The 21,718-nt window shown below is 70.2% G+C and carries 20 protein-coding genes; 7 read left to right on the forward strand and 13 right to left on the reverse strand.

Going from position 1 to position 21,718, the window contains the following annotated elements:
• Positions 1-6: 6 nt before the first annotated feature.
• From ACZ6X9_RS06255 to ACZ6X9_RS06275, 5 genes are read right to left on the reverse strand one after another with little or no spacing between them, the layout of a single operon-like run.
• Positions 7-1,278 carry a beta-ketoacyl-[acyl-carrier-protein] synthase family protein gene (locus tag ACZ6X9_RS06255; protein ID WP_469776769.1) on the reverse strand — a complete coding sequence of 424 codons (1,272 nt, stop codon included), beginning with the start codon at positions 1,276-1,278 and terminating at the stop codon, positions 7-9.
• Positions 1,279-1,291: 13 nt separating this feature from the next.
• Positions 1,292-1,567, reverse strand: a complete 276-nt coding sequence (locus tag ACZ6X9_RS06260; RefSeq protein WP_469776770.1) for an acyl carrier protein — start codon at positions 1,565-1,567, stop codon at positions 1,292-1,294.
• A 20-nt stretch (positions 1,568-1,587) separates the two neighbouring features.
• On the reverse strand, positions 1,588-3,408 hold the full coding sequence (locus ACZ6X9_RS06265) for an AMP-binding protein (protein ID WP_469776771.1): 1,821 nt from the start codon (positions 3,406-3,408) through the stop codon (positions 1,588-1,590).
• Complete coding sequence (locus ACZ6X9_RS06270) at positions 3,405-4,931, reverse strand: B12-binding domain-containing radical SAM protein (RefSeq protein ID WP_469776772.1); 1,527 nt, start codon at positions 4,929-4,931, stop codon at positions 3,405-3,407. Before ACZ6X9_RS06270 ends, ACZ6X9_RS06265 begins: the two co-directional genes overlap by 4 nt.
• Positions 4,928-6,235, reverse strand: a complete 1,308-nt coding sequence (locus ACZ6X9_RS06275; protein WP_469776773.1) for a B12-binding domain-containing radical SAM protein — start codon at positions 6,233-6,235, stop codon at positions 4,928-4,930. The genes ACZ6X9_RS06270 and ACZ6X9_RS06275 overlap by 4 nt, the downstream gene beginning before the upstream one ends.
• 804 nt (positions 6,236-7,039) lie before the next feature.
• On the opposite strand from ACZ6X9_RS06275, the gene ACZ6X9_RS06280 reads away from it, so the two are divergent.
• The 3 genes from ACZ6X9_RS06280 to ACZ6X9_RS06290 are packed head-to-tail and all read left to right on the forward strand — an operon-like array spanning position 7,040 to position 10,036.
• Complete coding sequence (locus tag ACZ6X9_RS06280; protein WP_469776774.1) at positions 7,040-8,053, forward strand: EamA family transporter; 1,014 nt, start codon at positions 7,040-7,042, stop codon at positions 8,051-8,053.
• A gap of 14 nt (positions 8,054-8,067) precedes the next feature.
• The gene (locus ACZ6X9_RS06285) at positions 8,068-8,844 is read left to right on the forward strand and encodes a hypothetical protein (RefSeq protein WP_469776775.1); all 777 of its coding nucleotides are present in this window, start codon (positions 8,068-8,070) and stop codon (positions 8,842-8,844) included.
• 40 nt (positions 8,845-8,884) lie between these two features.
• Positions 8,885-10,036, forward strand: coding sequence for a cysteine desulfurase family protein (locus tag ACZ6X9_RS06290; protein ID WP_469776776.1), 1,152 nt, complete (start codon positions 8,885-8,887; stop codon positions 10,034-10,036).
• A gap of 75 nt (positions 10,037-10,111) precedes the next feature.
• Here ACZ6X9_RS06290 and ACZ6X9_RS06295 read toward each other — a convergent pair whose 3' ends face one another.
• Positions 10,112-10,327: a hypothetical protein gene (locus tag ACZ6X9_RS06295; RefSeq protein WP_469776777.1), complete on the reverse strand. Its 216-nt coding sequence runs from the start codon at positions 10,325-10,327 to the stop codon at positions 10,112-10,114.
• Positions 10,328-10,606: 279 nt separating this feature from the next.
• Here ACZ6X9_RS06295 and ACZ6X9_RS06300 point away from each other — a divergent pair, with 279 nt between their 5' ends.
• A complete protein-coding gene (locus ACZ6X9_RS06300) occupies positions 10,607-11,554 on the forward strand; it encodes a ribokinase (protein ID WP_469776778.1) in 948 nt (315 codons plus the stop codon).
• A gap of 88 nt (positions 11,555-11,642) precedes the next feature.
• On the opposite strand, the gene ACZ6X9_RS06305 is transcribed toward ACZ6X9_RS06300, so the two are convergent.
• The gene (locus ACZ6X9_RS06305; RefSeq protein WP_469776779.1) at positions 11,643-12,350 is read right to left on the reverse strand and encodes an RraA family protein; all 708 of its coding nucleotides are present in this window, start codon (positions 12,348-12,350) and stop codon (positions 11,643-11,645) included.
• Between the two features lie 221 nt (positions 12,351-12,571).
• Here ACZ6X9_RS06305 and ACZ6X9_RS06310 point away from each other — a divergent pair, with 221 nt between their 5' ends.
• A complete protein-coding gene (locus tag ACZ6X9_RS06310; protein WP_469776780.1) occupies positions 12,572-13,264 on the forward strand; it encodes a flavin reductase family protein in 693 nt (230 codons plus the stop codon).
• A 7-nt stretch (positions 13,265-13,271) separates the two neighbouring features.
• On the opposite strand, the gene ACZ6X9_RS06315 is transcribed toward ACZ6X9_RS06310, so the two are convergent.
• Complete coding sequence (locus ACZ6X9_RS06315) at positions 13,272-13,706, reverse strand: ester cyclase (RefSeq protein ID WP_469776781.1); 435 nt, start codon at positions 13,704-13,706, stop codon at positions 13,272-13,274.
• Between the two features lie 113 nt (positions 13,707-13,819).
• Here ACZ6X9_RS06315 and ACZ6X9_RS06320 point away from each other — a divergent pair, with 113 nt between their 5' ends.
• Positions 13,820-14,470, forward strand: a complete 651-nt coding sequence (locus tag ACZ6X9_RS06320; RefSeq protein WP_469776782.1) for a TetR/AcrR family transcriptional regulator C-terminal domain-containing protein — start codon at positions 13,820-13,822, stop codon at positions 14,468-14,470.
• Between the two features lie 79 nt (positions 14,471-14,549).
• Here the strand turns inward: ACZ6X9_RS06320 and ACZ6X9_RS06325 are convergent, their stop codons facing one another.
• The 4 genes from ACZ6X9_RS06325 to ACZ6X9_RS06340 all read right to left on the reverse strand — a co-directional run bounded on the left by ACZ6X9_RS06325 (position 14,550) and on the right by ACZ6X9_RS06340 (position 20,782).
• Positions 14,550-14,738 (reverse strand): hypothetical protein, encoded by a 189-nt coding sequence (locus ACZ6X9_RS06325; RefSeq protein WP_469776783.1) that lies wholly within the window; start codon positions 14,736-14,738, stop codon positions 14,550-14,552.
• Between the two features lie 117 nt (positions 14,739-14,855).
• Positions 14,856-19,307, reverse strand: coding sequence for a hypothetical protein (locus ACZ6X9_RS06330; protein ID WP_469776784.1), 4,452 nt, complete (start codon positions 19,305-19,307; stop codon positions 14,856-14,858).
• A gap of 330 nt (positions 19,308-19,637) precedes the next feature.
• The gene (locus tag ACZ6X9_RS06335) at positions 19,638-20,102 is read right to left on the reverse strand and encodes a DUF2690 domain-containing protein (protein WP_469776785.1); all 465 of its coding nucleotides are present in this window, start codon (positions 20,100-20,102) and stop codon (positions 19,638-19,640) included.
• Positions 20,103-20,461: 359 nt separating this feature from the next.
• On the reverse strand, positions 20,462-20,782 hold the full coding sequence (locus ACZ6X9_RS06340) for a putative quinol monooxygenase (protein WP_469776786.1): 321 nt from the start codon (positions 20,780-20,782) through the stop codon (positions 20,462-20,464).
• A 124-nt stretch (positions 20,783-20,906) separates the two neighbouring features.
• Here ACZ6X9_RS06340 and ACZ6X9_RS06345 point away from each other — a divergent pair, with 124 nt between their 5' ends.
• A complete protein-coding gene (locus tag ACZ6X9_RS06345) occupies positions 20,907-21,224 on the forward strand; it encodes an ArsR/SmtB family transcription factor (protein WP_469776787.1) in 318 nt (105 codons plus the stop codon).
• Positions 21,225-21,273: 49 nt separating this feature from the next.
• On the opposite strand, the gene ACZ6X9_RS06350 is transcribed toward ACZ6X9_RS06345, so the two are convergent.
• On the reverse strand, positions 21,274-21,714 hold the full coding sequence (locus tag ACZ6X9_RS06350; RefSeq protein ID WP_469776788.1) for an RICIN domain-containing protein: 441 nt from the start codon (positions 21,712-21,714) through the stop codon (positions 21,274-21,276).
• Positions 21,715-21,718: the final 4 nt, after the last annotated feature.

Here is a 21,718-nt window from a genome sequence, read left to right on the forward strand (position 1 = left end):
GCAGGGTCATGCCGGGGAGACGACGATGCCGGCGTTGATCCCGCCGAACCCGAACGCGTTGACCAGACAGTGTCGTACCCGCGTCTCCCGCGTCTCTCGGGCGATGTCGACCTTGGCGAACTCGGGGTCGGTCTCCTTGAGGTTCAACGTGGGGGGAACGGCCTGGTGGCGAAGGGCCATGAGGGCAGCGGCGAGGTTCAGCGGGCCGTTCGCGGCGAACGTGTAGCCCGTGTGTCCCTTGAGCGATGTGACGACCGGCCTCCCACCCGTGTCCTCGGTGAGTGCGCGCAGCGCGTCGAGTTCGGCGGCATCGCCCTGCACCATGCCGGATGCCTGGGCGAACACGCAGTCGATCGCGTCCGGCGCGACCGCGGCGTCGGCGACCGCCCCGGTCATGCAGCGTACGACGTGACGCGTCGAGATGTCCGTGAGACCGTCGCCACCGCTGTCGGAGGCGAAGCCGGTCAGTTCGCCGTGGATCACCGCGCCGCGTGCTTCGGCATGCGCGCGGTTCTCCAGGACGAAGACGGCGGCCGCCTCGCCGACGACGATCCCGTCCCGGGACCGGTCGAACGGGCGGGATGCGGTCGCCGGGTCGTCGTGACGGCTGAGCACCCTCATCGCCTGGAAGCCGGAGTACGTGATCGGAGTGATGACCGCCTCCGTCCCGCCGGCGATCGCCCAGGTGCGAGCACCGGACCGGATCGCGCGCATCGCCTGGCCGACCGCCTGGCAGCCGCTCGCGCAGGCACCGGCGATCGTGACCTGTTCCTCCTCGATGCCGTGGCGCAGGGCGATCACGCTCGCCGCCATGTTGGGAATGAGGGAGGGGATCAGGAAGGGGCTGGTCTTCCGTACTCCCTGCCGTTCCTGCCGCAGCACGCCCGCTTCGATGCTGGGCAGCCCTCCCATGGCCACACCGACGTAGACCCCGCCGCCCGGCGGGTGGCGGCGGTGCGGTGCGGCTCCCGCCCTCGCCTCGTCGGCCGCGGCCTCGGCGAGGCCGCTGTCCTCGAGCGCCCGGTCGGCGGCGAACAGCGCGTACCGCACGAAGGCACTCATGCGGGCGATCTCGAACGCGAACGGGCCGGGGGCGAACGTGACGGCGGAGTCGTCGACCTCTCCCGCGTGGGCACGGTGGAACCGGCCGGGGTCGAAGCGTGTCAGTGGACCGATTCCCGAGCGTCCGGTGACGAGCCCCCGCCACATCTCGTCGACCGTCGCGCCGAGCGGGCAGATCACCCCCATCCCGGTGACCGCCACGCGGTGTCGCGGCACTTCGGCGGCCGTCTCAGACTTGCTGCCCCGCCGATTCCATCGCCTGCCGTATGTACTGTTCGAGGTCCCGCATGGTCTGCAGCCGGTCGATGACGGACTCGTCGAAGTCGACGCCGAAGCAGTCCTCCAGGAAGAGCAGCAGCTCGACCATCTTCAGCGAACTCATGCCTTCGATGGAGGTGGCGATGTTCGACTGCGGGGTCAGGTGGGATACGTCGGTCTCGACGAACTCCGCGATGTGCGCGACGATCTTCTCGAAAAGCTCCTGGTCCTGCTTCTCGTCCTGCATGGGGTGCACTCCTCCGAAGGTCATGCCCGTCGGCTCGTCGGTACGTCGGAACGGGTGGTGCCGCTGTCGGCCGTGTCCGCGGGAGGGCGGGCCGAGCGGTCCTCGATGATCTGCCGGCAGAGATGGCGCCGGATCTTGCCGCTGGTCGTCCGGGGGAGCTGCGCCCGCCGTATCCAGTGGACGGTGACGCCGCCGATTCCGAAGGCCTCGGCCAGTGCGGCACGCACCTGGTCTGCGATGTGCCGGCGGTCGCGGCCCTCACCGATGCGCTCGTCGAGAAGGAGGTGCAACTGCTCGGTGTGCAGCGTCGGATCGGGGACGCCGACCGCCACGGCCGCGGGGACGCGCGGGCTGTCCACGACGGTTTCGACGAATCTCTCGATCTGGTCGGGAATGTAGTTGCGACCGGAGATGATCACGATCTCCTTGCGGCGGCCGGTGACGTACAGTTCCCCGTCGAGCCGATAGCCGAGATCGCCGGTGCGGAGATAACCGTCCGGTCGTTTGAGCCCCTCGTCGGCCGGGCCGGTTCGGGAGCCGGTGGCGGCTTCGGTGGCTGTGCCAGTGACGGTGCCGGTTCGGGGGGCGGTGCCGATCGCGGTGGCGGAGGCGTCCCGTTCCGCGAGGTAGCCGTCGATCAGGCTGGGGCCGGCCACCTCGATCTCGCCGATGGCGCGATCCGGCAGCGGCGTTCCGTCCGGACCGACCACCCGCAACCGGTGGCCGGGGACCGCCGGGCCCACGCACATCATGCTCACGCTGCGCGGATCGTCGGCCGGGCGGGGCTCGGCGCGTTCCCCGGCCGCGACGGCCCGCGCGTCCACGTGGTCGACCGAGTAGGGGCGGCCGACGTCCGAGATGGTGGCCGCGAGGGTCGCCTCCGCGAGCCCGTAGACGGGCCTCAGCGTCGTCTCGGACAGGCCGAACGGGCCGAAGGCCGCCTGGAATTCGCGGAGTGTGGCCTCGTGCACCGGCTCCGCACCGCAGAGGGCGACCCGCCAGGAGGACAGGTCGAGATCGTCGGGAGGCCGCCGCCGGGCGACTCGGGCGCAGATGTGGAACGCGGAGCTGGGCGCGGGCGAAAGGGTGCCCCGGTGGCGGCTGATCCAGCGCAGCCACGACAGGGGATTCCGCAGGAAGGTGAGCGGATCCGCCAGCACCATCGGAATGCGGGCGTGGAGCGCGTAGGAGATGCCGATGAGGCCCATGTCGTGGAACAGGGGAAGCCAGCTCACCAGGGAGTCGGTGGGGCGCGCGCGGATCGCCTCGGCGATGGCCCGGACGTTGGCGACGATGTTGCCGTGCCGGATCACGGCGAGTTTGGGGGTTCCGGTCGATCCGGAGGTCGCCTGGAGGTGGGCGAGCGAGGCGGGAGCGGCCCGTGGCGCGTCGAGCGCGGCGGGTACTCCGTACAGGGTGTCGGGCGTGATGACCGGGACCGGCACGAAGGACGCCAGCGCGTCCGCCGCGCCGGGGGCGGCGATGATCCTGCCGGCCCGCGCCTGTTCGGCGAGGTCGCGCACAGGCATCGCGTCATGGGCGTGGCCGCCGGCCGGCTCCGCCGCGACGACCGGTACGACGCCGGCGTACAGACAGCCCAGGTAGACGGAGAGGAAGTCCCGTGAGGTGGGCAGCACGACGACGACGCGGTCACCCTCCCGGATTCCGTGTGCCCGGAGCCCGGCCGCGGTCCGGCCGACGAGGCGGCAGACGTCCGCGTAGGTGAGGGTGAACTCTTCGTCGGACCTCTCGATCACCCGGAAGGCGGGCCGGTCGGGGGTCCGTGCGGCGCTGTCGAGCAACGCGTCGATGACGGTCTCCGCGCGGAAGTCCCCCGTCATCGGGCGTATCTCTTCACGAATTCCACGTCGGAGCCCTTGGAGGAGCGCGCGAGCCACTCCCGGAGCTCCCCGTGGCGCGCGTCGAAGTCGGCCTTCAGCGCGTCCTCCCGCAGGGTCCCGGAGGCGGTGTAGTACGGCTTCTCCAACCCCTCCAGGAAGTGGATGTGCTGTCGCATCCCGGCACGGCCGCGGTCGACGCTGCGCGCGTACGCCTTGAGGCGGGCCCGCCGCTGGGGCCGCGTCTCGATCTCGAACGCCCGCTTGAAGAAGATGTCGTAGCTGTCGAGGATGCCGCGCTGCAGGTCGCTGGGGCGCATATGGCGCGGGAAGATGCCGACGAACGAGTAGTGCTGGTAGGTCGGGACCTCCATGATGATCCGGTGGTCCTCGATGTCCTGGCGCGCTCCGAACAGCATGTTCTGGAAAGGGTATTCGGCGAGGCACACGAACACCGGATGCATGATGCGGGCTTCGGCGCACCAGTACGCGGTGGCCTCGATCGCCTTCCGGTCCTGGACGTCGAGTCCGAAGATGATCGCGGAGTGGATGGCGATGTCGTTCTCGGCGAAGCGCAGCAGGCGCCGGGTCTGTTCGGAGGGGTCGACCCGCTTGTTGAACGCCTGGAGGACACCGGCGTCCTCGGATTCCACGCCCAGGCAGTATTCCTCGAAGCCGGACCGTTTGAGGTCGAGGACCAGGTCCATGTCGTCGGCGTGGTTGACCCGGCTCATGGCGATGAACTTGTAGTCGCGGTCCCGGAACGTCTCGGCGATCTCGCGGCAGTAGTCCTTGCGCGTCGTGAAATTGAGATCCGTGACGTAGAAGCGGTTGCATCCGGTCTGCCGGTGGATGGCGTCCAGCTCGCTCCGTACGTCCTGCGCCGTCTTGGTGCGGAAACGCCGGCCGAGCAGGCGGATCGCGTAGCAGAAGGAACAGGCGAACGGGCAGCCGCGCGACATCGAGACCGTGGCCCAGTGCAGCTTCGGCGCGTTCTTCAGGAACTTCGGGTTGATCGCGGTGTCGAGACTCCCGTAGCGGGCGACCTTGTTCAGGGTGAGCTCGCCGCCGGGGCCGATGTAGGCCAGGTTGTCGACGTCGGTGACGGGGTCGCCGGCCTCCAGTGTCCTGATGAGCTGGACGGCGGGGATCTCGCCTTCGGCGATCACGGCGTAGTCCGCGTAGCGGAGGGCCTCGTAGGGCGCGAACGCGGCGTGCGGTCCGCCCATGATGACCACGCAGTCGAGGCGTTTGGCGCGCCGGATCAGTTCGAGCGTCTCGATGTTGGACCAGAAGTGGGTGGCCAGCGCGGAGATCATGATGTAGTCGTAGCTGCCGAGGGGGAAGTCCTCCGGCTTCTCCCCCCAGAACATCTGACACATCTCCACCCGCGCGTCCGGGAACTCCTCCTGGACGAACGACGCGACGTAGTAGATGCCGTCGTTGTAGGTCGTCGCCAGGGTGGACGCGTCGGGGTACGCCTCGTGGAATCCAAGCTGGACGCAGAGGATGTCGAGGCTTTTCATGAGGCGGTTCCCGACGGGCTCAGCGGTGCCGTGTCCCGGCGGCGCGCGAGCTCCTTGCGGACCTTCGCCTTCATCTCCTTCTTGAGCGTGGCGGCGATGCGCTCGGGGTCGTTGACCCGGCGCTGTGCCCAGGCGAGCAGGTCACGGGCCTCGCTGCGGTTCATCTTCGGGTGCTTCCACACCAGGTTGTACAGGTCGTGCTTGCTGAGGTCCGGCTCGTCGATGAGGTGTTCCATCTGCCGGTAGAGGCGGGTGCCGTGGAACGGGGTCAGCAGCGTCAACTGACAGGCGAACAGCCCCTCGTCGCTCAGTTGCTCGATGTCGTACTTCATGTCGTCGATGCTGTCCTCGGCGAACCCGACCATGAACGTGCCGAGCGCCCGGCGGCCGTTGTCGATCAGTTCGCGGACCGTCTGCCGCACGTTGTAGACGTCATCGCGTTTCTTCACGTCGGCGACGTTCTTGTCCCGGTAGGACTCGATGCCGACGATCGCACCGTCCATGTAGCGGTCGGTCAGCTCGGGTATGCGCCCGCGGATCAGGTCGGCCCGGGTCAGGCAGATCCAGGGGAGTTCGCGCTCGGCCAGCGCGTCCACGACCTGCTCGGCCAGTTTGTTGGTGAGGAAGAAACTCTCGTCGTAGATGATGACGTGAGCGACGTTCGCCTCCCGGTACGCGTCCAGCGCCGCGTACGTGTCCTCCATGAAGATGGCTTCTTCTTTGGGGTTGAATATCGGGGTCGAACAGAAGGTACAGCCGATATTGCAGCCGCGTTTCGAATACAGATAGCCGACCGGGGATTTCATCCCGCGGAAGCCGCTCTCGCCGAGCATGGCCGGGTGCCGCACCCGGGGCAGCGGCGCGTCGTAGACGTACTGGTGGATCGGCGCCTCGCCCGCGCCCTTGATCTTCCTGGTGAAGTACGGGTCGATTCCGGGGGAAAGGACTCCGTAGTTGCCGGCCCATATCTCCCGCACACCGGCCTCGCGCGCGATCTTGGCCATCTCGATGGCGACCGGCGTCGACCAGGTGTAGAAACTGATGCCGACCATGTCCCAGGTCTCGGACCGCAGGGCGGCGAGGTACTCGTCCCAGGTCGGGTACTCGAGGATCTCGACGTCCGGCACATTGTGCTTGATGAAACGGAGCCCGGTCGGCGGGCAGGTGACGGAAAGCCGGTCCTCCAGGTCCACCGCGCAGGTCCAGGCCATATAGGTGTCGGTGCGGTCGTACCAGTTTCCCCCGACCCCGTCGATCTCGACCAGAGCCTCCTTCGGGGCGGTCGTGAGGAGCACTTTCTTCATCCGCCGTTCCCCTTCGCCTCGACGAAAAGCGCTCTCCTGTGAACGGCTTTCCGGCCGCGGCCGCATGCCGACCGGACCGCAAACAGCGAAAAACCACTTCATTTAGCATTCACAGATTTGCGACTCTAGGATTGGCCAATCTTCCTGTCAACCCGCGTGCGAACCCGGTGAAGACGGTCGCCGCATTCACGCCAGCGGGCCGGTGTTCCCGGTGCCCGCCCCGGACACCTCGTCTCCCGACGGCCGGGTTCTCCGCTCAGGACGGTGCGGCGCCGCCGCGCGAACTCGCCCTTGCGCAGGTCGGACAAAGCGCACGGACCGCCGGCGCGACCGTGCGGGAGCCCCGCGCCGAAGCGGCGGTCGCTCCGGGACGCGGCGGTAGGCGGAGCCTCTCCGGGGTCGGACAACTGACCGAAAGCATGCGCGGCCCGGGACCGTCGGGACACACCCGCACCGTCGTCGCCAAACGATCGATTGCCGACATGTCGGCTGGTTGTGATGGCTACTTCGCGACAAGGGAACTAGTGTTCACGATGATCCATAAGACCAATGGACCGGCTGAGGCTGCTGCCGACGGCCGACCGCATCCCGGGTGGGCATCGGAGGCCGAGCAGTGCAGCGTCAGCAAGCAAGGTCCGGCCTCGGAACGTCTCTTGGCCCCTCGCCCCTCGGCCGCTCGGGGGCGCGACCGGTCCCGTCCTCCACCACAGTCGGAGCGCACAGTTCATGACCGAGGCCACCACAGCCAGGAAGTTCTTACCCGGGGTCGAGGCCCTCCGTGCGGCGAGGGCCAGTCCGGCCGGCTTGTCGGGGCTCGTTCCCGCGCCGTTCATGCTGCTGGCCGGAATGGTGAGCCTCCAGTTCGGCTCGGCCTTCGCCAAGCAGCTCTTCGAGCGCACCGGACCGGCCGGTGCCACCCTGCTGCGCCTGCTGATCGCGGCCGCGCTGCTCTGCCTCTTCTTCCGCCCGACACCGCGACTGCTGCGCGCCCACTGGCGGTTGCTGCTGCCGTACGGGGCGGTGCTCGCGGTGATGCAGCTCTCCTTCTACGAGGCGACCTCGCGGCTCTCGCTCGGAGTCGTGGTCACGCTGGAGTACGCCGGACCGCTCCTCCTCGCCCTCCTCGGTTCGCGCAAGACAGTCGACGTGCTCTGGGTCCTGCTCGCCGGGACCGGACTGGTCATCCTGGGCGGCGGCCACGCGGGGTCCGACCCCGTGGGCGTGCTCGCGGCCCTCCTCACCAGCCTGGCGCTGACCGGCTACATCCTGCTGGGCTCGGCGGTCAGCCGGGCCACGTCGGGCGGTGCCGGGCTGGCGGCGGGCATGGCGGTGGCGTCCGTCGTCGCCCTGCCCGGCTCCTTCGTGCTCGGGCTGCCGCCGGTGGGCGTGCTGCTCGAACCCTGGGTCCTGACGGTGGCGTTCGCGGTCGCCGTGCTGTCCACGGCGGTGCCGTTCTCGTTGGAGTTCGTCGCGCTGCGCCGGATGCCGCCCCGGGTGTTCGCCGTGCTCAGCACGCTGGAGCCGGTGATCGCGGTGCTGGTGGGCCTCGTCGTGCTGGGCGAGGCGCTCTCCGTCCCCCAGTGGGCGGCGGTGCTGTGCGTGGTGGTGGCGGCCGTCGCCGCGAACTGGGGGAACCGGGCCGGACCGCCCGTCCCCGTACCGGAGCCGGGGAGCGCCGCGGAAGCGGGCCGCCTCCCCGCGGGCAGTCACGTCGGCGGCGCCGTCGACACCCTCGTCACCGGCGCGCCGACGCCTCACGCGACCGACGCGCCGTCCCCTCACACCCCGTTCGCCGACGAATCGGCGAACGACTCATAGAGAAGGGCCACACCATGCCGGCCACCCACCTGCCCGAACGGACCGCGCAGGTCGTCGACGACGACCGCATCGGTCCGGTCCTCGACCACATCAGCCGTAAGCAGCGTTCCGCGACGCTCATCGCCGGAGGTTACTTCGAGTCCGCCGGAGGCATCGGGGAATTCTCCCGCAACTCCTTCGCCCTGGCCCACTCGTTGGGCGCCGCGGCCCGTTACCGCCACCGCGGCAACAAGGTGCTCTACGACGTCATTCACAATGATCTCGGAATGGCCTGCGGCACCGACGTGTGCTCCGTGCCCTCGGCCGCGGCGGCGCCGGAGGAGTTCGACCTCACCCCGCTCACCGCTGCCGCCGCCACCGCCGGGATCACCTTCACCGTCACCCGTGAACGGACCCTGCGCAACCGTGCCGTCCGGTCGATGAAGAAGTGGCTCAAGGACCCGTCCGCGGACCCGAGGTTCGTCCGGGACGGCGATGACGTCCACTACCGGTCACGCCAGTACGAGAAGGTCCTCGCCGGGGTGGTCAAGGACGGATACGTGGTCCCGCGCTGCCCGTTGATAGTCAACGAGTACTTCGCCCGGTACTTCGCCCGGCTGCGCCAGTTCTCCGACTGCTCCCGCGCGTACGTCATCGACATCAACTCGTTCGCGGACAAGGAGAAGGTCACCAAGGGCGCCGAGATCTACCTGCGGAGCCACGCGGCGCCCACCGACGAGATCGTTCTCGTCTTCGCCGACCCGTCGTGCGCCAACGTGGTCGACATGGTCCTGTCCGCGCGTGATTTCTGAGTCCGGCACGTAACCCCGGCGAGCCAAGGGAACTTTCTCCATGCACACCATCTACCTCGACCACCAGGCCACCACGCCCATGGACCCCGCGGTCATGGAAGCCATGCGGAACGCCTACACGCAGTTCTTCGCCAACCCCGCCAGCCCGCACGCCGCGGGAGTCCGCGCCTTCCGCGAGGTCGAACGGGCCCGGAGCGCGGTCGCCCGGTTCATCGGAGGGGCGCGCAGCGAGATCTACTTCACCTCCGGGGCCACGGAGGCGAACAATATCGCGATCAAGGGAATGGCCGGACGATGTCCCGGCGGCCATATCGTCACCACGGCGACCGAACACAAATCGGTGCTCGACACCTGCGCGTACCTTCGTGACACGGGCTATTCGGTGACCGTCCTGCCGGTCGACGCGCAGGGGCGGGTCACGGCGGAACAGGTGGCCGGCAGTCTGCGCGACGACACGGTCCTGGTCTCCGTGATGCTCGCGAACAACGAGATCGCCACCATCCAGCCGATCGCGGAGATCGGCCGGGTGACGCGTCAGGCGGGCGTCCCGCTGCACTGCGACGCCACCCAGGGAGTCGGCTCGCTCGCCGTGGACGTACGGGAACTCGGCGTCGACCTGCTGACGTTTTCCGGCCACAAGATCTACGGCCCCAAGGGCGTCGGCGCCCTCTACGTCTGCAACCGGCTCAGCGACACGGCGCCCTTGACGCCGCTCCTGCACGGCGGCGGCCAGGAACGCGGCCTGCGGGCGGGCACGCTCAACACGGCCGCCATCATCGGCCTCGGCGTGGCGGTCACCCTCGTCGAGGAGGTGCGGGAGGAGGAGGCGCGCCGCCTGGAGCGGCTGCGCGACACCTTCCTGGCCGAGCTCGCGGCCGGCGCGGGGGCGCCCTTCCGGCTCAACAGCGGCACCGGCCCGGGCTTCCTGCCGCACGCGCTCAACCTGTCCCTGGAGGGCGTCGACGCACAGGAGCTCCTGCCGCGCCTCGCCGGCCTCGCCGTCTCGACGGGCTCGGCCTGCAACAGCTCCGCGCAGGAGCCCTCGCACGTCCTCCGCGCGATCGGGCTCCCGCCGGAGCACATCAGGGGCAGTATCCGCCTGAGCTTCGGCCGCTTCACTGAGGAGTCCGACGCGATCGACGCGGCCCGGTACCTGGCGGCGGCGACGCTCCCGGAGCCGGCGCTGGACTAGACGAGGGCGGTCTCCCGTCCGGAGGGGGAGGGCAGGGCCCGTCCGACGGTGCCCTGCCCCGGCTGCTCGGCCCCCTCAGTCCTCTTCCTGGTGTATGGCGTCGGTGGCCTTGTTCCAGCCCGCGGACCCCCAGTTGTGCGAGGAGTACTGCGGGGCGCTGGTGTACTTGGAGATACTGACCAGGTCGTCCGCGAGTCCCGCTGTGTCCGGGTTGCCCTTCAGCCCCTGGATCGCTTCCTTGGGGACGCTCGCGGCCGCGTCGATGGCGTTCGAGATGGGGTCCTGGGTCATGATCCCTCCAATGGAGCGGACAGTGGTTCTCCCACCGTCGAGCGCGCCGCACGTGCACGCACCCGAGTAGGGCCATGTGGGTGACCGCCCTCGGGTGCGGGGCGGGCAGGGGGCCGAGCGGCTGCCCGGCCTGATCCCGCTCGGTCCCGCTCGGTCCCGTCTGATCCCGCTCGAACCCGTCTGATCCCGCCGTAGCCGGGAAGGGGGCAACGGGAGGGTCAGGCGACCATGGACGCGCGGGGCGCCTGAGCACACGAAGGAACGGACAGCGGAGACGTGATGAGGAACGACAGCGACGACGGCGGCCGGACGTACGACGTCCTGGTGATCGGGTCGGCCAACGCCGACCTGACGGTCCGGGTGGACCGGCGCCCCGGCCCCGGCGAGACCGTGCTCGGCACGGACCTGGTGGAGTCGGCCGGCGGCAAGGGCGCCAACCAGGCCGCGGCGGCGGCCCGGCTCGGCGCCCGGACCGCCCTGCTGGCCGGGGTCGGCGACGACACGTACGGGCGACTGCTGCTGGACGCCCAGCGGGCGGCCGGCGCCGACACCTCCCCCGTCCGCGTCGTCCCGGGGGCCAGGACGGGGACGGCGATGATCGTCGTCGGGCCGGACGGCGACAACACCATCATCGTCTCGCCCGGCGCCAACTCCCTGCTCGCGCCGGACGACGTGGCGGCGGCCCGGCCGCTCGTCGCCGCGGCGTCGGTCGTCTCGCTCCAGTGGGAGATCCCCGCGGAGACCGTCCGGGCCGCCGCCGCCCTCGCGGTGGAGACCGGCACCCGGGTGGTGCTCAACCCGTCCCCGGTGCCGCCCGAGCTCGACCGCGCGCTGCTGACGGCGGCCGACCCGCTGGTGGTCAACGAGCACGAGGCCCGCCACCTCTCCGGCATGGCGGACGCCGACGACCCGGCCGCCTGGGCGCGGGCGCTGCGCGAACGCGGCGCCCGTTCCGTCGTCGTCACCCTGGGCGGCGCCGGGGCTTTGGCCCTGGCCGCGGACGACACCGATCCGGTGACCGTCCCCGGCGTCCCCGTCGACCCGGTGGACACCACGGGCGCCGGAGACGCCTTCACCGGAGCCCTCGCCGCCCGACTGGCCGGCGGCGCGCCGCTGGCGGACGCGGTCCGGTTCGCCGTCCGGGTCGGCGCGGCGGCGGTGACGAAGCCGGGGGCCCAGCCGTCGTACCCGACGGTGGACGAACTCCCCGGCGAGGACGGGGAGTAGCGGGCCGGGCAGGGCGGCGCTCCGGCCGTGTCACCGGCCCGGCCGCCCTGCCTCCGCCACCTCGACCGCGCCGGGGCCGGCGCGGCGGTCACTCCTCGATGGCCCCGCCCACCGTGCGCAGGTGTTCGCGGAAGGTGAGGCCGGGATCGTCCCGGCGGCGGGTGAGGTAGGCGTCGAAGTGGACCTGCTCGCGCAGGGAGACGCCGGAGCGCATCCGTTCCGCCTGCTCCCGTTCGGTGTCGCGGATCGCCGCGGCGAGGGCGAGGAGTTCGCCGGCCCGGGCGGCGGGGACGAAGAGCACGCCGTCGTCGTCGCCCAGGACCAGGTCCGTCCGGTCCACGGTCCACTCCCCCACCACGGCGGAGCGCAGGGCTTCCGGCGGCCGGGGGTCGAGGCGGCGGGGCCCCGGCGGGGTGGCGCCCAGGCTGAACAGCGGGAGGCCGATGGCCAGGAGGTCCGCCGTGTCGCGGTGCAGCCCCCAGATCACGACGCCGCTCAGTCCCGCCTGCCAGGCCTCGAGGACGGCCAGGTCGCCGACGCACGCCTCGTCCGGCCGCCCGTCGTTGTCGACGACGAGCACGTCGCCGGGGGCGGCCGTGGCGTACGCCTCCAGGAAGACGTCCACGCTGCCGACGTGCCGCGCCGGGCACGCCCGGCCGGCCACGCGGCTGCCGGCGGTGAGGGGGCGGACGCCCGGGGGCGCGGCGCGCACCGGGACCCCGGCGCGGACGCAGGCGTCGGCGACGTGGGCGGTGGTCAGCTCGGCGAAACGGCGGGTGAGCTCTTCGTGGTTCATGGATTCCTCCCGGTGCCGGGGGCCACCCTGCCATGTCCGCCGGCGTGCCGGGAGGTGTCTCCCGGTACCGGTACGGGGTGGGACCGTCCGGCACCGCGCGATGTGATCGCGCGGGAAGGCGCGCCGTCACCGCCGTCCGTGCGGTCGCGCCCCGCGTGCGCCCCGAACACGATGTCCGATCTCCGCCGGACACCGCCGCCCGCCCGGACCAGGCTGGCTCCGTGACCACGATCAACTCCACGCACACGCGCGTCGAACCGAACATCCTGTACTTCGGAACCCCCGTGGTGCTGCTCTCCACCGAGAACGAGGACGGCACGCCCAACCTCGCCCCCATGTCGTCGGTCTTCTGGCTCGGCTGGCGTGCCGTGCTGGGGCTGTCCGCCCGGGCGCAGACGAGCCGGAACCTGACGCGGACCCGGGAGTGCGTCCTCAACCTGCCGTCCGACGCGCTGGCCGCCCACGTCGACCGGCTCGCGCTGACCACGGGCCGGAACCCGGTGCCGGAGCGCAAGGCGGAGCGCGGTTACCGGTACGAGCCGGACAAGTTCGGCCGGGCGGGCCTCACTCCGGTGCCGTCCGAGACGGTGGCCCCGCCGAGGGTGGCGGAGTGTCCGGTCGCCATGGAGGCGGTGCTGGAGGCGGTGCACCCGGTCGGCGAGGACGACGAGCGGCAGCGCGGCTCGATCGTGGCGTTCGAGGTGCGGGTGCGGCGGGTGTTCATCCACGACGACATCCGGCTGCCGGGGACGGACGACCATGTGGATCCCGACGCGTGGCGGCCGCTGATCATGAGCTTCCAGCGGTTCTACGGGCTGGGGCCGCGGGTCCACGGGTCGCGGCTGGCGAGCATCCCCGAGCGGTGGTACCGGAGCCCGGACGTGGACCGCGCGCGGGAGACACCCGCCCGCTGACGCCGGGTCAGCCGGCGTCCGGCCAGTCCCAGTTGAGCTGGAGGAACATGCCCAGCCGGTCGCTGACGGCGCGGATCTCCGTGATCCGGCCGTCCGCGACCGTGAACACCCAGATCTGCTCCACCTCGAAGGCCCGGCCGGTAGGGCGGGGCATGCGGGGGTGCTCGCCGGTGTGCCGGCCGCTGACGGTGATCCGGGCGACGACCGTGCCGGCCTCGGCGACGAGCCCGTCCGTCCTGACGGCGAACTCGCCGAAGGCGGCGAGCTGTCTGCGGATTCCCTCGAAGGCCGCACCCGGCTCGTCCGGCTCCCCGAAGATGATCTTGTTGTGATCCACGACGTCATGGGCCAGATACCGGGGCAGGTCGTCCAGTCGGCGCTCGCCGACCGCCCGGAGGAAGTCCGCGACGAGCCGCTTGCCGGGGCGCGGGGCCGTGTTCATGTCCACTCCTGACGTCCGGGTTTCCCCGTCTCGACTTCTTCTTACATCGTAAGTTTCGCGTTGCCGCAAGAATGGACTTACGATGTAAGAAAGTCAAGGGAGCGGGAGGGCGCATGCCGGCCGAGGCCAAGAGGGCGCGGGGGGAACGGGCGGGGCTGACCCGCGGGCGGATCCTGGACGCCGCGGTGGAGCTGGTGGACCGCGAGGGCCTCAAGTCCCTGACGATGCGCAAGCTGGGCGCGGCGCTCGGCGTGGAGGCCATGACGCTCTACCACCACGTACCCCACAAGGACGCGCTCCTGGACGGCCTGGTGGAGCGGGTCTTCGCCGGCGCCGCCCCCGTCGAGGACACCGCCGACGACTGGCGGCCCTGGCTGCGGGCGTACGCCGAGGCCCTGCGCACGACGTTGCTGCGGCACCCGGGCGTCCTGCCGCTCGTGGCGGCGCGGCCCGCCGTTACCCCGGCGACCCTGGACGCCGTGGAACGCGGACTCCGCGTCCTCACCTCCGCCGGCTTCTCTCTGGGGCGGGCCCTTCACGCGCTCAACTCGCTGACGCTGCTGGTCGTCGGCCACACCACCGCCGAGTGCGCCCTCGCCTCGGCCGGGGGCCCCGGCTCGGCCGGAGACCTCGCCGCGCTCGACCCCGGCCGGTATCCGCTGACCGGTGAGGCGGCCCGGACGGGGGCGGGGACGGACGACGCGGAGCGGTTCGCCTTCGCCGTGGAGGCACTGATCGCGGGATTCGGCTCCACGACGTCCTGACCCCGGACCGCCGGCGGCACATCGATGGCCCTGTTCCCCACCGGGAACAGGGCCATCGGGCCGTGCCCGACGACGGCGGTCAGGTCCCGGCCCGTCCCGCGTCGATCACTCCCCCGATGACCAGCAGGGCGACGGGAAGGACGATCAGCAGCACGGCCATGGACCAGCCCGTCCTCGTCGTCGTCCTGCGCGCGATTTTTTTGCACAGCAGGGCCGCGAACACCACGTAGAGCAAAGCGCCGTAGAAGGCCACGTACAGGACACCCATGAGGTCATTCTCCCTTGACACGCGCCACATGACGCGCGAAGAGGGGAGGGAGACCGGACCCTGAGGTCCGGCTCCCTCCCCTCGGTGTGATGTCACATCACCGTGCCGCGGTCCGGGTCACCGGGTGAGGTTGACCTTGAACTGCTGCTCCGGCTCGTCGCAGTGGACCACCTTGTCCGGCCGGTTGCCGGGCCCGTCACCGACGACCGGGACCGGAGCGTCCACGCCCCACGGGTTGCCCCCGCTGCCCCGCGTCCCCACACCGCACCAGGCGAAGGCGTTGCCATTGGGTGCGGTGGCGGGGAAGTTGGAGAAGTTCTTCCAGTCGCCGATGTTGATCCGCTGGTTGGACGGACGACCGAGGTTGTCCGTCATGCGGTCGTCGACGTACAGGTAGAGGTCGGGCATGTAGGACTGGTAGACGATGCCGTTGGACGGGTTGGCGTCGTCGTTCTTCAGGTAGTGGGTCGGCTTGACGGACCCGTCCGCGCAGAAGGCGGCCGCGACGTCCTGCCAGATCGGCGGTGCGTTGCCGATCATGGAGCCCCACATGTTGTTGTTCCACGAGCCGCTGTTCTTGAAGAACATCGAGTAGACGTCCCCGGCGAACCGCCGCACCGCGTGGTTGGTCTCCGTGTTGTCGTTGATCTCGTCGACCCACTTCTTGACGTTGTCGTTGATCGACTTGTGGCCGATCATCGCGCGGTAGCCGTGCACACCGCCGCCGACCGCGCGGAAGTCCACGCACTGCTTGGCGTCGTCGAGACGCGCGGCGCGGAAGTGCGGGAAGTAGGCCTGTCCCGGGGTGTCCCCGTCCGCGTAGGGGTGCGAGGTCTGGACGTTGCCGTACTCCAGCGCGTCCTGCGTGGTGTAGTCGATGTCCGGGGCGAGGATGCCGTAGTCCGCCTCGATCGCCTTCATGATCTTCGTGACGAAGTAGGGCAGGTGGGCGTTGCCGACGCGGTTCCGGTAGTCCGACCCCACGCTGCCGTCGACGATCTTCCCGTCCTCGCCGACCACGAAGGTCACGCTGACATCGGACTTGATCTTGTAGCTGTTCGGGTCCTTGAACATCTCGGAAGCGGACTTGGACGCGTCGGGACGCTGGGGGTTCGCCATGGCCATCCACACCGGGATCGACATCGCGGGGACGGAGCCGTCGGCGTTCGGCTTCCAGCCGCCCGCCTTGATGTCCTTCGCCCACTGCTCGGCCGCGTCATAGGTCTTCTGACCCGTGCACTCGCCCACGGCCTTCGCTTCCTTGCACCGCGCCTCGTAGGTCAGTCCGAAGGCCTCGACCCCGTTGCCGTTGTTGTCCCACAGCGGGCCCCGCTCGGCGAGCCCGAGACCCCAGTCGTACAGCGACTTCATCGACCGCACCGGCGTGTCGAGCGAGGTCACCGGCCAGTTGGAGTTGAGCTCCTGGTTCGGGTCGAAGACCGCGGCGGCGGTCAGGGAGCGGCGGACGAACTTGCCCTTGATCGGCTTGAAGGCCACGGAGTTCCAGGCGATGTCCTCGTCGGCGCTGCCGCCCTTCGCGTAGTTCGTCAGCTTCACCTTGGGCGTGGAGGTGAACTTGTAGGCGCCCAGCGGCACCCACTTGCCGTTGTTGGCGTTCTGGTCCACTACCCGCTCGTACGGGCCGCCGACGGCGCCGTTGATGACGTACGTGGCCCGCTCGGTCTGGGCCCCGGTGTCGGGGACGTACGCGTAGACGGCGGCGATGTCGTACGTCTTGCCCGCCGTCCACTCGCCCTCGATGGTCATCCGGTTGCCGTCGCCGCCGAGGTGGTCGTCGTCACGGGTGTGGGTGTACCAGAAGTGACCGCCGTGGCCTCCGCCGATCGAATGCAGATCGGCCTTGGCCTCGTAGTGCTTGTCCCAGTCCGGATGGAAGGTGAACTGGAAGCTGCCCGTCGACTGTGCCTTGCCGCAGCCCGACCACGTCTCCGTGCCGGCCGGGATGGAGGCGACGACGTCGGAGCCGCTCGGGGCTCCGCCGCACACCGGGTCACCGTTCTTCAGCCGGTACCCGCGGCCGGGCTCGTCGCGCAGGGTGGCGTACTTGATCTTCTCGTTGCCGCACGAGTCCTTGCAGTCGGGCTTCCAGGTGGCGTTCGCCTGGGTCCACCAGAACTGCCGGTAGCACGCCTCGTCCGGGCAGTCGACCGGGTTGCCGGGGTTGCAGTTGTTGTTCTTGTTGCAGAACGTGTCCAGCGGGGGGCTGACGCGGGAACGGCTCGGGATGCTGAGCCACCACGCCGGCTGGAAGCCGGCGGTGGCGTAGCCGGACTCGCCCTTCCAGCCCTGCTTCCCGTCCGAGTCGTAGGAGAAGCCGGTGTCGATGGACCAGGCGGCCCAGCCCATCACCTTCTCCTCGTACGGCCAGTTCTGCGGGTGCGCCGCGTCGGCGATGTTCTTCGCGTTGAGGGAGGTGTCCATGAAGGGGTGGTCCCAGGCACCTTCCTTGTACATGGGGTTCGCCGGGTTGTTGTACCAGCCCAGGCCCCAGCGGCCACCGTTCTTGCCCGCCTCCGACTTGGGGTTGAAGCCGAGGTTGTAGTTCCAGACGGCGGTGAACCAGTTCTCCACGCGGGACGGGTCGTCGTTGTTGACGGTGATCTTCTGCCCGTCGGTGTGGACCTCGTTCCACTTGTCGGCGAGGATCTTCATCGAGGCGGCGATGTTGGTCGCGTAGTCGATCGCGATGATCTTCTGGAGCTTCGGGTCGAGACTCGTCTCGGTCTTCTGGCCCGTGGCCTTGTCCGTCTTCTCGTGCCCCTTCATGCGCATGCCGTCCGTGACCTGGCCCACGCCGTAGCCACAGTCGGACTTGTCCCAGTTGATGCGCCAGTAGCCGAGCAGGGTGTCCTTGGCGCTGTGGCCGTAGTAACCGTCCACGGCGGCCAGCGGGTTGCCCATCTGACCGGGGATGGCGCCGGATTCGGCCTGCCACATGTTGGACTCCTGGGCCAGGATGCCGAGGAGGACGTTGGCCGGGATCCGGCCGCCGCCGTTCAGCGACGGGAGGGGGAACAGCCCCTGCGGGTCGATCGTCCCCAGCCCTGCCTGGTCACGGTAACCGCCCTGGCGGATCCACTTGCCGCGCAGCTCGCCGCGGACGGCCATGTCCGCCGCCCACTCGACCTGGTTCGGCGTCGGCTGCAACGCCTGGACGCTCATGTCGTTGCGGGAGATCGAACACCAGCGGTCGGTGTCCGTCGGGTCGTGCGAGACGGGCGCGGGGACGGGCGCCTTCAGCGATCCGGTCGGCCGGCCCAGCGTACGGGGCTCGGTGCCGCCGGTCAGCGCGGGCGACAGGCCCTCCTTGAGCCGCGGCTGCGCCGACGCCACCCGCTGCTCGACCTTGTCCCCCGTGGGCGTGGCGGTCGAGGTGACGGTCAGCGTGGTGGCGGCGTCCGCCACCCCGGGAGCCTTGCCGGTCCGGGCCCGCACGCCCGCCTCAGGCTCGTCCGCCTTGTCGAAGCTCTTCCCGCCGCCCTTGATACGGGTCAGTCCGGCGCGGACGCCCGGGGTGAGCACCGGGTCCACGGCGAGGCGGCCGAGCGAGGAGACGTCGGTGTCGGCCGGCGCGTCGATCCTGGTGATCCCGCTCCCCTCCACCTTCGCGTCCTTGGGACGCCCGGTGAGGAAGGCACGGCCCTGCGCGCCCTGCACCAGGTCGAGGTCGCCGAGGGGCCCGGTGGCCACCGTGCGCGGTGCGCCGTGGCCCCCGTACACCTTCACCTGCGCGGTCTTGGTGCCCTTGCGGTCCATGAAGCCGACCCCGCCGTCGGCCAGGGGGCGGATGTCGAAGGGGATGCTGTCGCCCTTGGCGAGCCGGCTCGCCTTCCCCCGGCCGTCGATCCGGACGAGGTCGCTGCCGAGGCCGGCGACGACGCCGTCCTTCACCGGGGCGGCCGACGACACCTGCCCGCGGACCTCGCCCGTCTTCATGACCGTCTTGCCGGACGTGTCCACGGTGATCACACGCGTCTTCGTCCGCGACGCGTCGTTCATGTCGCGGTACTGGGTGAAGGCGGCGGTGTGGGTGGTGGTGTTACAGGTGGGGTCGAAGTAGGCGAGCGTGGCCGTGAACGGCAGCTTCGTCACCGCGCCCGTCGTGGTGTTCACGATCGCCGTGAACGCTCCGCCCTGCATCAGGTCGGGCTTGTTGGTGAACGCGCGGGGGGCGTACACGGCGGCGACATGGGAGTCGTCCATGACGCACTGGTTGCCGATCCACGTATCGGCCGGTACACCCGGCTCGTTGAGGACGGCGGCCGTCCGCCACGCGTAGGCCCGGCCCGACTCGGCGGCGAGGATGCGCAGGCCGGCCGAGTCCGCGGCGGCGGTGACGGCCTGGTCCTTCGAGGTCTGCCAGTTCTTCCCGAGGTGCTCGTCGGGGTCGGCGACCGCCCCCGAACCCGTCGGCGCGCCGGTCGGCTTGGCGTCGGCCGACGGGGCGTCCGGTGCGGCGAGCGCCGCACTGCTCTGTATCAGCCCGGCGAGGACCGCGGCGGCCGCAAGCCCCGCGATCCCGGCCCGAGCCGGTCTGAAGGATCTCAACTCTTCCGTCTTTCTTCGCAGGTGACACGCGACGGAAGGGAGTAATGATGCGCGATGCACCGTATCCGCGCCTCCCCCTGGCGTCGGTGCGGCGGCGGACGGGCCGCGAAGCCGCGTCCACCGAATGATCGCGCTCATCTAAGACCGGCATAAAGCCCTTGCGCAAGGGGGAATTCGACCGCCGGAGCAGGGCACGGCGAACAGCCCGGCGAACCTCTTTCGCCGGGTTTTTCACAAGGGAATGGAGAACGGCCGGCCGCGACCATACGCCACGCGGCCGCTCTCCATCCGCCCGATGTCAACCGCCGTTCAGAGCGGCAATCAGGCGCATTATCCCCACTTGTTGGTGCACTGCACGCCGTAAGGGGCGCCGCTGTCCTTTTTGAAACCGACGCAGGCACGGTAGGAGTAGTCGTTGCCGCCGAGCATGTTCGACCAGTCCGACTCGCCGTACTTGCCCGGGGTGTCGACGCTGAGCGAGCGGACCAGCTTGCCGTGCGTGTCGTACTTCTCGATCGTGGCGTAGGAGTCGTAGTAGGACGGGGTGGCCTTCTGCGTCGTCCGGACCCAGGCGGCGCGACACTTGTCGGACCAACGCAGTTCGGCCACACGGCCGTTGTTGTTCACGGTGCCGTGACCGACGGCGCCGTCCTCGCAGTCGGTGCTCTTCGGGCCCTTGTTGTCACAGGCGGTCCCGTAGCAGCCCGCGGCGTAGGAGGTGCCGGCGAGCGGGATCAGGCCGAGCACGACGGTCGCGGCGGAAACGGCGGCGACACGAGAAGCGATCTTGAACATGAAATACCCTTGCGTGCATTGACATGGGTCGGAAACCCAGGGGCGCGACAGCCGGAGGAAAAAACGCGACGCCGGCACGGCGTACGCACGACACGACACATCCCCCGACTCGTGAAATCACCGGCACGTCCCGTTGGCTCGAGGTCTCGTGGCGGCGCTGATCAATATAGGGTCGCCCCGGCATCGCTGTCTACCATGAACATGACCACCCGACGCCTCAACTGCCGTTCATTTCAAGGTCGTGCGCATGCGGAGCCATGCAACTATTGCACTCACCTTGTCGGTTACGGCATCAGGCGCGGCATGCGGGACAAAGGGGGCGACGGTCTCCGACTGTCCGGCCGTACGGACGGAAGCGGTCAGACGGCGCCGTCGGGCCGGTAGGGGCTGTGCATGGCGAGGAAGCGGACCTCCAGGTCGGATTCCAGGTACTCCATGCGCCGCTCCTGGAAGTCCCGTATGTGCGGCAGGGCCAGGTGCGCGTCGAGGTCGGCCCGGGAGCGCCACGCCTCGTAGAAGACGAAGACGCCCGGCTCGTCGCGGTCCTCGTGGAAGTGGTACTCCAGGCACCCCGGCTCCCGCCGGGCGGGGGCGACGAAGGACAGCAGCAACTCCTTGAGCTCGGCGGCTCGTTCGGGCTTGGGGCGGGCGAGACCGACGAGGGCGAACGGCTGGGTCACGGGTTTCTCTCCTCGGGTGACACGACGGAAGGTACGACGAATCTCGTACCTGCACCACGCTAGCCAACCCCTTGGGTACGATGCAAGCCATACCTATCCGCCCCGACCAGGAAGGAGACGCACGGTGCCCGACGACGAAGGTCACCCGTCCGTCGAGGAGATCGAGCTCGGTGCGGTGCTCGCCGCGCTGGCCGACCCGTTGCGCCGCCGGGTGGTGCGCGAGCTGGCGCGCGCGCCCGAGGGGACGGCGCGGACCTGCAGTTCGTTCGCGCTGCCGGTCTCCAAGGCGACCGTCACCCACCACTTCCGCGCGCTGCGCGAGGCGGGCCTGGTATGGCAGGTGAACCGGGGCAACAGCAGGATGGCCCGACTGCGCCGGGACGACATCGAACGGAGGTTCCCCGGGCTGCTGGACATCGTGGCGGCCGAGCCCGAGGAATGAGGGAGGGCGCCCCGCCCGCCGGCCGGGGCGCCACGCCCCGGCCCGGATCTCAGCCGGCGGGCTCCAGGCGCCACCACTGGGCGGGGCTGTCGCGGTCCTCCCACTGCCGGACGCGCGCCCCTTCGAGGACGGACGCGTCGGCGACCTCCAGCAGAAGGCCGCTGACATGGGCGACGAGGACGACCGTGCCCGGTTCCTCGACCAGCTCCTCGATCAGCCACTCCTGGGCACCGTAGCCGTTGGCCTTCCACTGCTGGACGCCGGCACCGTTCTCGACCGACGCGTTGGCCACGTCCAGCCGTTTGCCGCTGCCGGCGTTCACCACATGGTGCAGGCCGCCGCCCTCGTGCACCGGCGACACCCGCCAGAGCTCGGCGGGCGTGCCGTCGCCCGCCCCCTGCAGCACGGGGGCCCCGCCGCCCGTCCTGCCTCCGGCCACGCGCAGCAACAGCCCGCTGTGGACGTTGCGGATGCGGTACGTGCCGTCCATGGCC

The organism is Streptomyces sp. NPDC052910, from assembly GCF_055585605.1.